Below are 11,616 nucleotides of genomic sequence, written 5' to 3'. Positions count from 1 at the left end.
CCCCCCGCCGCACCCCCCCCCCCCACCCGCCCAGCCCACCCCGGTGCGCACCATCCCCCCCCTCCAGTCCCGTCCCCAACACCCCCGACCCCCCCGCCCGGCGCGAACAGGTCCTCACCCCGCACCAGCCGATCCCGCAGCACGGGATCCTTCACCGCACCGGACCGCACCGCCGCGCCCACGACCCGCGCCAACTCCCCCGCGAACCCGATCTGCTGGGCGAGCGTGGACACCCCCCGCTCGAACCCGAGCAGGCTCATGGCGACCTGCCACCCCGCGCCCTCGCCCCCGACGACATGCTCCGCGTGCGCGCCGTCGAAGAAGACCTCGTTGAAGTCGCTGGTCCCGGTCATCTGCCGGATGGGCCGCACCTCGACACGCCCCGGCTGGTCCATCGGGACCAGCAGAAAGCTCAGGCCGTGATGCCGACGCGACTCCGGCTCGGTGCGCGCCAGCACGAAGCACCAGTCCGCCTCATGGGCGAGGGAGGTCCAGATCTTCTGCCCGGTGACGCGGAACGTCCCGTCCGAGGCCCGCTCGGCCCTGGTCCGCACCCCGGCGAGGTCCGACCCCGCCCCGGGTTCGCTGTACCCCTGGCACCACAGCTCCTCGCCGAGCGCGATCGGCGGCAGGAACCGCGCCTTCTGCTCCTCGCTCCCGTGCGCGAGCAACGTCGGCGCCAACAGCTTCTCCCCGATATGCCCGGACCGCGCGGGCGCCCCCGACCGCGCGTATTCCTCCGCCCACACCACTTGCCGCGTAAGCGTCGCGACCCGGTTCCCGTACCCGGCCTCCCCCCACCCGAGCCCGATCCACCCGGCTTTCCCGAGAGTGCGCTCCCAGGTACGACGATCCTGCGCGCCTTCGACATGCTCGGCGAGCCACGCCCGAGCCTCCAGACGGAACGCCTCGTCCTCCGCGCCGAACGCAAAATCCACCGACCTCTCCTCTCAACGCCGGGCCGCTGCAACCCCCCCAGGGGCGCGGGGCTGTATCGATTTGCGGCTCCGCCGCGTGGGCGCGACCAGCCACAACTGACCCGCAGCCGCCCCACAACAAACCGCCCCGAGTTATTAGGTGTTCGACCTATTTGGCGTTCGGCCGCGACCCCCGCCGCGCAGCCGTCGCCATCTCCTCCACCCGCTCCAACATCGGCATCGGATCCACCCCCACCGACCCCGGCAGCACCTCAGCGATCCGCTCCGGCGTCCAAGAACCATCGGCATAAGCCGAGCGCAGCTCACGCGGCTGCGCCCACACCGCGATCTTCGGCCCGGCGACGGTGTACACCTGCCCCGTCACCCCGTGCTCCCGAGCCGAGTCCGACAGCAGATACACCACCAGCGCGGCCACATCCTCCGGCTCCCCGATCTCCGTCAGCTCCATGGGAACCCCCGCCGACATCCGCGTACGCGCGACAGGAGCCACCGCGTTGGCGGTCACCCCATACCGGTTCAGGCCCAGCGCAGCGCTCCGCACGAGCGAGATGATTCCGCCCTTGGCCGCGCTGTAGTTCGCCTGCGAAACCGACCCCTGATGGTTCCCGCTGGTGAACCCGATCAAGGTGCCCGCCCCCTGCTTCCGCATCACCGCCGACGCGGCCCGGAACACCGTGAACGTCCCCTTCAGATGAGTGGCGACCACCGGATCCCACTCCTCCTCGGTCATGTTGAACAGCATCCGTTCGCGCAGAATCCCGGCGACGCACACGACCCCGTCGAGCCGCCCGTACGCCGACAGCGCGACGTCCACGATCCGCTGCCCACCCGCCATCGTGGACACGTCGTCGGCGACCGCGACCGCCTCCCCGCCCGTCGCCTCGATCTCCTTGACCACGGCCTCGGCGACCTCACTGGTGGGCGAGGCACCGTCCACCGACACCCCGTAGTCGTTGACGACGACCCGCGCTCCCTCGGCGGCGGCCGCGAGCGCGACGGCCCGTCCAATGCCCCGCCCCGCGCCCGTCACGGCGACGACCTTGCCTGCCAAGAAGTTCCCCATGCCCCGGCCCCTTCCCGCAGTTTCTGACGGTCCGTTAGATTCGAATCGATTCTACGACCCGTCAGATACGCGGAGACAAGCCCCAGGGAGGACTCATGTCACTGCCGGACGCGTTCCACGAGATCGCCAAGCGCGTGAACAACTGGGGCCGTTGGGGTGCCGCCGACGAGATCGGCACCCTGAACCTCATCACCGACGAGGTGGTCCGCGAGGCCGCCGCCTGCGTCCGCAGCGGCCGTCGCATCCCGCTCGCACTGCCCCTCCAGCAGGACGGCGTACAGACCGGGATGATCCCCGGGCGCGTGAACCCGCTGCACACCATGGTGCAGATCAACCAGGAGTTGTTCGGCCCGGGAACCGTCGCGTGCAGCGACGACGCCGTGACCATGGGCCTCCAGGCCGCCACCCACTGGGACGCGCTCACCCATGTCTCGTACTCGGGCCGGATCTACAACGGCCGCCCCGCCGACACCATCACCCCGCACGGCGGCGCCGAGTTCAGCGGCATCGACAAGGCGCGACACATCGTCTCGCGCGGGGTGCTGCTGGACGTGGCACGCGCGCGTGGCGTCCCCCGGCTCGACGGCGGGCACGCGGTCACCCCGGAGGACCTGGAGGCGGCGGAGGAACTGGCGGGCACGCGCGTGCGGGCCGGCGACATCGTGCTCGTACGGACGGGGCAGGTCCAGGTGTATCTCGCGGGCGACAAGCACGCGTACGGCTATCCCTCGCCCGGCCTTTCGATCCGTACGCCGGAGTGGTTCCACGCGCGCGATGTGGCGGCCGTGGCCAACGACACGCTCACGTTTGAGATATTTCCACCGGAGACAGAGGATTTGTGGCTGCCGGTGCACGCGCTCGACCTGGTGGAAATGGGGATGCTCCAGGGCCAGAACTGGAATCTCGAAGAGTTGTCCACAGCCTGTGGAGAAGTCGGCCGCCATACGTTTCTGCTGTCCGCGATGCCCGAGCCGTTCGTCGGCGGCACGGGGACTCCCGTCGCACCCGTGGCCCTGTTCTGAGCCCTGTCGCGAGGTCGGCTGGCGGCGCGGCTTCCCCACTCCCGGCTGCCGCCCGAGCAGGGGGTGCCCCCATCCGCCCCGAGCACGGCACCGCGCGCCGCCATCCGACTCCGGCGTACCCGCCCCGGCCCTCCTGGCCCTCGGAGAACCGACGCCGAATCACGACCCACACTCGGCAAGGGCCTCCGTCACCGAAGCCCTCGTCGTCCCCTCGCGGCGAATCGCTGCCCACAAGCGTGATCAACCGGACACGTGGCGTCAACACCCAGTCGGCGATTTGTTACTTACGCCCTATTTACAGAAGGCCGCGCACGGAAGCATGCCCAGGCGCACCGTCGCTTATCGGAACCGAGGGGGACAGCGCCCCCTGCAACCGTGCACCGTATGCGGCGGAATGGTCACGCCGCGCGCCCCTCACACCGCTTCGTACGCGAGTCCCTCGTACGCCGATACCCCGCTCCCGTAGGCGGAGGCGGACGTCGCGGAGCCCGCGTCGCGGTCCAGTTCGCACCAGATCCGCTTGCCGGCACCCTCGGTGCTCCAGCCCCACCGGTCCGCGAGACCGTCGACGAGGGCGAGTCCGCGGCCGCCGGTCGCGTCGCCGTCGACACACCGGGGCACCGGCGCCCGGCCACTGCGGTCGGCCACCTCCAGCCGCACGGTGGCGCAGTCCTGGGCCACGCCCGCCACGTCCGGCAGGGACAGCCGCAGCACGGCCGGACAACCGGTGTGCACCACGGCGTTGGTGACCAGTTCGGAGACGAGCAGGATCAGCGTCTCGGCGAGCGGCTCGTCGGCCTGTATCCCCGAACCGGCGAGCCGCGAGCGGGCCCACCGCCGGGCTCGCCCCACCTCAGCGGGGTCGGGCCGGATCTCCAGCTGCACTTGAAGCACCTGCACCGCTCACACCATCCGAACCGGCGGACACATAGCCCCGCGCCTCACGAGGGCCACGATCCTAGCCATTCTTTTCATGGCCAGAACAATGGCCAAAGCCAGGGTCACGGAACGTGAATCCCTTAGCTGACAGCATGGTTGACGTACAGTCACCCCAACAAGCGCTTCGGGCATATTCCAGCGCGAAGGAGTACCCCTGCGGCATACTGTGCGACGCTTGTCGTGGGGAGTCGAACAGGCGGGGACAGAACGCCCTCCCGCCTTGCGAACAGCGGCGCGCACCGCCGGATCCGGAGCCGCCTCAAGGGCAACTCCGGGATGGCTCGTGCTCGGAACCACTCGCATCTCACACAAGGTACCGGAGCGGACGGCCGACTCCAGGCCGTGACGAGTCACGCGTAGGACACAACCCGATATCAACGCTCCGTAATTCCGGTATGCCACAATCCGCGACATCCCCACCGAGGCGGTCGGCGACGCCGCAGACCAGAGGGCTTCAGGCCGGATCGGCGAGAAGTTCGGCCGCGAGATTCTCCTCACTCTCCGTAGCGGGTCCCACACGATGGGTCCGCACCCATGCCCGCTTCAGATGCAGATGGACCTCGAACTCCCAGGTGAACCCCATGCCGCCGTGCACCTGGAGGCAGTCGCGGGCGCCGCGCACGGCGGCCTCGTCGGCGAGCAGCCGTGCGGTGTCGATGTCGGCCGGGTCGGCCGTGACGGCGGCCGCGTAGACGGCGGCGCGGGCCGTCTCCGTGCGCACCAGCATCTCCGCACACAGATGCTGCACGGCCTGAAAGGCGCCGATCGGCCGCCCGAACTGCTCACGTGCCCGGGCGTGTTGCACGGCCAGCTCGCACGCGCGTGTGGCGCTGCCCAACTGTTCGGCCGCGGTGAGGAGTACGGCGACGGAGGGCACGCCCATCCCGGTGGGCACCCGGTGCAGCGGTGTCAGCGGGTCGACCGACCGCAGCGGTACGGCACCCGCCGCGCCCCCGTCGCCCCGTACGACGTCGGCCTGCGCGAGCCACTCCACCAGCCCGTTGCCGACGGCCGTCACGACCGTCTCACCGGTGGCCGCGCCGGGTACCGCGCCCGCCGCGAGATGGGTGGCCACCAGGGGCCCGGGCAGCAGTGCCCGCCCCGCCTCCTCGAAGGCCAACACCGCCTCGGGCAGCCCGAGTCCGACTCCGCCCCGCGCCTCCGGCAGCCGTAGCGCGAAGAACCCGGCCGCGCCGAGTTCCCGCCACAGCGCCCGGTCCAGACGGCCGGACTCCTCGACGGCGGCCCTGAGCGCCTGCGGGCCGAAGCGCCGCGTCAGCATCTCCCGTACGCCGGCGCGCAACGCCACTTGGTCCTCGGTCAGTTGGAAACGCATCCGTCATCGCCCCTTCGGCAGCCCGAGGATCCGCTCGGCCACGATGTTCCGCTGGATCTGCGAGGTGCCGGCGGCGATGGTGTACGACAGGGAGGACAGCCGGTCGAGCACCCACGGCCGGTCGAGGTCCAACGACTGCGGGCCCAGGACGTCGGCGGCGGCGTCGTAGAGCTCCTGACGGGCGTGCGAATACCTCAGTTTGAAAACCGAACCTCCGACGCCGGGCACTCCGCCGGTCTGCTCCGCCTCGCTCACGTTCCACTGCGTCAGCCGCCACAGCGCCCGGAACTCGGCGTTCAGCCGCCCGAGCCGGCGCCGGAGCGCGGGATCGTCCCAACGTCCGTTCCTACGGGCCTCGACGGCGAGTTCGCGCAGTGCGCGCCGGCAGGCGACGACCTCGCCCACGAAGGCCGTGCCGCGTTCGAAGGACAGGGTCACCATGGTCACGCGCCAGCCGTCGTTCTCGTCCCCGACCCGGTTGGCGACCGGCACCCGCACCTCGTCGAGGAACATCTCGGCGAACTCGGCCGACCCGGCGAGGGTCTTCAGCGGCCGTACGGTGATGCCCGGCGCGTCCATGGGCATCGCCAGCCAGCTGATGCCGCGGTGCTTGGGCGCGTCGGGGTCGGTGCGCACCAACAGCTCGCACCAGTCGGCCACTTCGGCATGGGAGGTCCAGATCTTGGACCCGGTCACCACATAGTGGTCGCCGTCCCTACGCGCGCGCGTGCGCAGTGCCGCGAGGTCGGATCCGGCGTCCGGTTCGCTGAAGCCCTGGCACCAGACCTCGTCCCCGCGCAGGATCGGCGGCAGCCAGCGCTCCCGCTGCTCGGCGGTGCCCTCGGCCGCGATGGTCGGCCCCGCGTGCAGCAGCCCGACGAAGCACGCCCCCACATAGGGCGCGCCCGCCTTCTCGGTCTCCTCCAGGAAGATCAGGCGAGTGGTCGGGGAGGCGTCCCAGTGCACCTCCCCGTATCCGGCGTCGTGGAGCATCCGCTGCCAGCCGAGGTCGTAGGCGCGGCGTCCCGGCCAGTCGTCGGGGGACGGCTTCGGCGGCAGCGTGGGCAGCGCCTTGGCCAGCCAGTCCCGCAGCCGCGCCCGGAACTCCTCCTCTTCGGGCGTGTACGTGAGGTCCATCCACCACCTACCTGATGGTCTGTCAGATTCATGGCGCAGGCTAGCCCCGCACCCCTGGACCGACAAGGCGGCGAGCCCTACGCTCTCCGCACGATCTGACACACCGTCAGCCATAGGGGGTTGTCGTGAACGACACCGCTCACGCCCTGAGTTCCTCGCGCACACTCTGGGAACTGGTCGCACGCCGTGCCGAACTGACCCCCGACCGCCCCGTCCTCCTCCAGGACGACCGCACCCTGTCCTTCGGCGACCTGCGCGCGCGTGCCGAGCGCGTGGCGGCGGGCCTGCACGACATGGGCGTACGCCCCGGCACGGTCGTCGCCTGGCAGCTGCCCACCCGTTTCGAGACGGCCCTGCTGTCCTTCGCCCTGGCCCGCCTCGGCGCCGTTCAGTCCCCGGTCATCCCCTTCTACCGGGACCGCGAAGTCGGCTTCGCGCTGCGGGAGTCGAAGGCGGAGTTCTTCGCGGTGCCGGGCGTGTGGCGGGGCTTCGACCACACGGAGATGGCGCGGCGGCTGGGCGCGAAGGGGATCTTCGAGGCGTACGACACCCTGCCCGACGGCGATCCGGCCGTGCTGCCTCCACCGCCCGCCGAGGGCACCTCGGTGCGCTGGATCTACTGGACCTCGGGGACGACGTCCGACCCCAAGGGCGTGCTGCACACCGACCGCTCGCTGATCGCGGGCGGCTCCTGCCTGGCGCACGCGCTGCGCCCGACGGCCGACGACATCGGCTCGATCGCCTTCCCCTACGCCCACATAGGCGGCCCGGACTACATGGTGATGGTCCTGCTGTACGGCTTCCCCGCGGTGATGTTCGAGCAGTTCGCGCTGCCGGAGGCGCTGGAGGGCTACCGGCGGCACGGTGTGACGATCGCCGGCGGGTCGACGGCGTTCTACTCGATGTTCCTGAACGAGCAGCGCGGCCGGACGGACGGCACGAAGGCGGTTCCCTCGCTGCGGCTGCTGGCGGGCGGCGGGGCTCCGAAGCCGCCGGAGCTGTATCACGCCGTGGTGCGCGAGATGGGGGTGCAGCTCACCCATGGGTACGGCATGACCGAGGTGCCGATGATCACGATGGGGGCGCCGGACGACACGGCGGAGAACCTGGCGACGACCGAGGGACGGCCGCCGCGGGAGATGGAGATACGGATCGTGGAGGGCGAGGTGCGGCTGCGCGGGGAGGCGGTGTGCCAGGGCTATCTGGACCCGGCGCAGACGGCGGCCGCCTTCGACGAGGAGGGGTTTCTGAGGACCGGCGACCTCGGGCACCTCACCGACAGCGGCCATCTGGTGCTGACCGGGCGCCTCAAGGACGTGATCATCCGCAAGGGCGAGAACATCTCGGCGAAGGAGATCGAGGATCTGCTGCACCAACACCCCGCGGTGGGCGACGTGGCCGTGATCGGCCTGCCGGACGCCGAGCGCGGGGAACGGGTATGCGCGGTCGTCGAGCAGCCGATGGGGGCCGGGCCGCTGACGCTGGAGGCGCTGACGTCGTATCTGCGCGGGGCAGGGCTGTCCACGCACAAGCTGCCGGAGCAGCTGGAGGTGGTGGACGCCCTGCCGCGCAACGACACCCTGCGGAAGGTGCTGAAGTACAAGCTCAGGGAGCGCTTCTCGCAGGCGTAGCGGCCACGGGGGTCACTCGGGGACGGTGAAGTAGCGGGCGAAGGCGGTGATGATCTCGCCCTCCGCCACCTTGCCGTCGCCGTCCGTGTCCAGCGAGGCGGCCGCCGCCCGGGCGATCTCCGGCTGGACGCCGAGGCAGCCGAGCACGCGCACGGTGTCGGCCACGGTGGCGGCTCCGTCACCGTCGGAGTCGGCCAGGTCGAGGGCGGCGTGCAGGAAGGGGCGGGCGATCTCGGCGAACCGGTCCGGGTTGTCCCGCAGCCGCTTGACCGCGCCGTTCACGAACTCCTCGCGGGTGATGCGCTGGTCGCCGTCCCGGTCCGCGATTCCGGCCATGCCCTGCCAGAATGCCTCGGCTCCGCCGTACAGCGCCTGGCCCTTGTCGGACCGGGCGGCGATGCCGAACTCCGCGAGCAGCGCCTTGGCCGCCGCGCTGAAGTCCTCCCGGTCGATGTAGCCGTTGCCGTCCTGGTCGAAGGTGGCGAACCGGGCGGCGCTCCTGCGCTCGTACTCGCTGCTGACCATGTCTTATCGGGCCGCCTTACGTCACGTGGAATACGAGGCCCTCGGCCTCCCCCGGAGCGTACGACGCCGGAGGGCGTCCGGGCGCGGGAAAGCGGCGGTTGTGCCAAGACCGGGGGAATTCCGGGACAACTGTGTGGCACTACCGACGGTGATCGTGCCTGTTCAGGCCGACAGCGGACGGGCGTCGTCCGCGACCGCCGCCGTGACGTCCGGGTAGACCTCGAAGAGCCGGCGTACTCCCAGTGCCCCGAGGACGCGGTTGACGTGCGACCCGTCGGCCGCGCCCTGCGCCGGAAGTATCAGCCGCAGGGTGCCCTGGCAGGAGCGGATGAGACGGCGGGCGGCGATGAGCACGCCGACGCCGCTGGAGTCGCAGAACAGGACCTCGGACAGGTCGAGGACGAGGCTGTGGCGCCCCTCGGCCACCACGTCGTGGATGTGCTGGCGCATCACCGGCGAGGTCACCAGATCCAGCTCGCCCGAGACCTGGAGCACAGCCCAGTCGCCCCGCTCGCCACCGGTCACTTTCAACGTCACCACCACGCCCCTCGCTCGCCGAACCGGAAGCGACACCTACGCTTCCTTGCAGCGCGGCTGCCCAGCGGCTGTTCCCTGAAACACCCTCCAGAAAACGGTCACCGATCAGAAAAGGCTTGTTTCAATCGCATTCGATCCTGTTCGATCGAGTCTGATCAGACGGTGGCCGGGTAGCCGCCCGGGTGCGGGTCCGAGCGAGGTCCACGCGAGGTCCGTGAGTGATCCGAGCGTGCGGCCCTCTACCACGAGAGCGAGGTGTGTCACCAGCCATGGCTCTACAAGGGGCGCACACTGCGACAAAGGGGCGTGCGCTGTCAGACGTGCCGACTACATTCGGGGGGACGGAGGACGCACGCTGGGCAGGACGGACCGGTGAGGGGGGCCGTATGGCGAAGAAGGACGCACCGCCCCGCTGGGACCGCAAGATGCAGCAGCGGCTCGCCCGCGGCGAGGCGGCCGCCCTCGGCGAGCTCTACGACCGCTTCGCCTCGCTCGTCCACGGCCTCGCCCACACCGTGCTCGGCGACGAGCGCGCCGCGGACCACATCACCCACGACGTCTTCGCCCACGTCTGGGAGCACCCGGACAGCTACGACCCCAGGCAGGGCCCGCTGCGTTCCTGGGTCGCCACGCTGACCCACCGCCTCGCCGTGCAGCGGCTGCGCGCCACCGAGACCGCCGCCCTCGCCCGGGCCGGCGGCCAGGGCTCCCCCGAGGAACTGGAGCGCAAGGTCCGGCACGCCTCGGTCGCCGCCCGCGCCGACTACATCGTCCAGTCCATGCCCGTCCCGCTGCGCGCCGCCCTGGAGCTGGCCTACTTCCAGCGCCGCGACTACCGCCAGACCGCCACCGACCTCGGCGTCACCGAGGACGAGGCCCGCCGCCGCCTGCGCCTCGGCCTGCAACTGCTCTCCACCGCCCATGACGCCGGAGCCGCCCCCGGGGCACCGCCGGGATACGGGGGCGCGGCGTGAACGAGGCACAGCGGTTCCCGGACAAGTTTCCGGACGACGGCCGTGAAGAGAGCAAGGGGAACAGCGGGACCGGGGAGCCCGAGGAGGCCAGGGAACCCGAGGAGACCGGGCGGAGCGGCCTCGGGGACCTCGCACGCGGAGCCGACGGCATGAGCGGCGGCGACGGCGACGACCGGGGCCCCGACCCGGAGCCGAACCCGGACCAGCCGCCCCGCATACCGCTCCCGCGCGCCTCCGTCGAGGACACCGGACGCCCGCTTCCCGCCCTGGAGGACCTCGCCGACCAGGCGCCGCGCCCGGTGACACCTCTCGTCCTCGAACACCGCGTCCTCAAGGCGCTGCTCGGCGCGTGGGCACTGGCCGCCTGCTCGCCGGAGGAGACGGCGGCCGTCGAGGAGCACCTCGGCGACTGCGGTTCCTGCGCGGACGAGGCGCGCCGGCTGCGCGAGGCCGTCGGCCTGCTGCACCCCGCCGAGAGCCTCGACCTGGACCCCGCCCTGCGCGCCCGCGTCCTGGAGGGCTGCCTGGAGCGGCGCCCACCGCGCATCCCGGTGCCCGAGTGGGCGACGCCGTACGACGCCGAGACGGCCCGCCTGGACGCCCTGCTCCAGGACTTCGGGGACGCCGAGTGGCACGCGCCCGTGCGGCTGCGGTGGTTCGAGAAGGACGAGCCGACCAGCCGCCGTACGACCGTCGCCGGGGTCATCGCGCATCTGCTGACGGTCGACGGGCTGGTGGCCGTCGCACTCGGCCTGGAGGACCCCATGGGCGACGTGGCCGCGGACCGGCCGACCCCGGCCGCGCGCACCGACGCGTACTGGCGGGCCTCGCACTTCCCGCCGACCCGGGCCGTGCGCGCCCCCTGGCGGGAGCAGACCCACGCCCTGGTGCGCACGGTGTCCTTCACGGGTGGCGACGGGAACGGCGGCGGCACGGGCGGACTGGCCGTCCCGTACGGCGACTTCGAGCTGCCGCTGCGCGACGCGATGCTGGACCGGGCCTTCGAGTGCTGGGTGCACGCCGAGGACATCGCCGAGGCGGTGGACTACCCGTACGAGCCGCCGTCCGGCAGCGATCTGCACCAGATGGTCGGCCTGGCGGCCCGCCTGCTGCCCACGGTGCTGTCGGCCCGCCGCCGCGCGGGGCTCGCGGCGCCGCCACCGGGCCGGCACCTCGTCCCCGCGGGGGAGCCCGGCCGCAGTCTCCGCCTGGAGATCGAGGGCTCGGGTGGCGGGGAGTGGCTGATCCCGCTGGACTCCCCGGCGGCGGTGGGCTCCGCCGAGCACGAGGTGGCCCATGTCGCGCTGGACGGCGCGGAGTTCTGCCGGCTGGCCGCGGGCCACGTGTCTCCTGCGGAGGCTGCGGCGGGGCAGGTGGGTGACCGGGGCGCGATCCGGGATGTGCTGTTGGCTGCGGCGAGCTTGAGCCGGATGTAGGGGGTGGTTGGGGATGCGTGGCGGCTGCGGGTGGTCGTTGGCTGGTCGCGCCCACGCGGCGGAGCCGCAAATTGATAC

General features: G+C 71.7%; 11 protein-coding genes. 4 read left to right on the top strand and 7 right to left on the bottom strand.

What is annotated here, in order from left to right; translation table 11 throughout:
* Positions 1–938: acyl-CoA dehydrogenase family protein (locus L0P92_RS36385; protein WP_234767332.1), on the bottom strand; the 938-nt coding region annotated here is incomplete at its 3' end.
* Between the two features lie 148 nt (positions 939–1,086).
* On the bottom strand, positions 1,087–2,001 hold the full coding sequence (locus tag L0P92_RS36380; RefSeq protein WP_234767331.1) for an SDR family oxidoreductase: 915 nt from the start codon (positions 1,999–2,001) through the stop codon (positions 1,087–1,089).
* Positions 2,002–2,096: 95 nt separating this feature from the next.
* Between L0P92_RS36380 and L0P92_RS36375 the strand changes: the two genes are divergently transcribed.
* A complete protein-coding gene (locus L0P92_RS36375) occupies positions 2,097–3,023 on the top strand; it encodes a cyclase family protein (RefSeq protein WP_234767330.1) in 927 nt (308 codons plus the stop codon).
* Positions 3,024–3,437: 414 nt separating this feature from the next.
* On the opposite strand, the gene L0P92_RS36370 is transcribed toward L0P92_RS36375, so the two are convergent.
* The 3 genes from L0P92_RS36370 to L0P92_RS36360 form a co-directional block, all read right to left on the bottom strand.
* A complete protein-coding gene (locus L0P92_RS36370) occupies positions 3,438–3,908 on the bottom strand; it encodes an ATP-binding protein (RefSeq protein WP_234767335.1) in 471 nt (156 codons plus the stop codon).
* Positions 3,909–4,416: 508 nt separating this feature from the next.
* Complete coding sequence (locus tag L0P92_RS36365; protein WP_234767329.1) at positions 4,417–5,298, bottom strand: acyl-CoA dehydrogenase family protein; 882 nt, start codon at positions 5,296–5,298, stop codon at positions 4,417–4,419.
* A 3-nt stretch (positions 5,299–5,301) separates the two neighbouring features.
* Positions 5,302–6,435 (bottom strand): acyl-CoA dehydrogenase family protein, encoded by a 1,134-nt coding sequence (locus L0P92_RS36360; protein ID WP_234767328.1) that lies wholly within the window; start codon positions 6,433–6,435, stop codon positions 5,302–5,304.
* A gap of 125 nt (positions 6,436–6,560) precedes the next feature.
* Here L0P92_RS36360 and L0P92_RS36355 point away from each other — a divergent pair, with 125 nt between their 5' ends.
* Entirely contained in the window at positions 6,561–8,066 is a 1,506-nt protein-coding gene (locus tag L0P92_RS36355) for a class I adenylate-forming enzyme family protein (protein ID WP_234767327.1), read from the top strand.
* A gap of 12 nt (positions 8,067–8,078) precedes the next feature.
* Here L0P92_RS36355 and L0P92_RS36350 read toward each other — a convergent pair whose 3' ends face one another.
* Positions 8,079–8,591, bottom strand: a complete 513-nt coding sequence (locus tag L0P92_RS36350; RefSeq protein WP_234767326.1) for an EF-hand domain-containing protein — start codon at positions 8,589–8,591, stop codon at positions 8,079–8,081.
* A 162-nt stretch (positions 8,592–8,753) separates the two neighbouring features.
* Entirely contained in the window at positions 8,754–9,134 is a 381-nt protein-coding gene (locus tag L0P92_RS36345) for an STAS domain-containing protein (protein WP_234767334.1), read from the bottom strand.
* A 380-nt stretch (positions 9,135–9,514) separates the two neighbouring features.
* On the opposite strand from L0P92_RS36345, the gene L0P92_RS36340 reads away from it, so the two are divergent.
* Both L0P92_RS36340 and L0P92_RS36335 read left to right on the top strand, forming a co-directional pair.
* Positions 9,515–10,102 carry a sigma-70 family RNA polymerase sigma factor gene (locus L0P92_RS36340; protein ID WP_234767325.1) on the top strand — a complete coding sequence of 196 codons (588 nt, stop codon included), beginning with the start codon at positions 9,515–9,517 and terminating at the stop codon, positions 10,100–10,102.
* Complete coding sequence (locus L0P92_RS36335; protein ID WP_372497389.1) at positions 10,099–11,538, top strand: zf-HC2 domain-containing protein; 1,440 nt, start codon at positions 10,099–10,101, stop codon at positions 11,536–11,538. Before L0P92_RS36340 ends, L0P92_RS36335 begins: the two co-directional genes overlap by 4 nt.
* Positions 11,539–11,616: the final 78 nt, after the last annotated feature.

The organism is Streptomyces muensis, from assembly GCF_021474425.1.
GTDB classification, from domain to species: domain Bacteria; phylum Actinomycetota; class Actinomycetes; order Streptomycetales; family Streptomycetaceae; genus Streptomyces; species Streptomyces muensis.
This window is presented reverse-complemented; position numbering and strand designations above follow the sequence as displayed.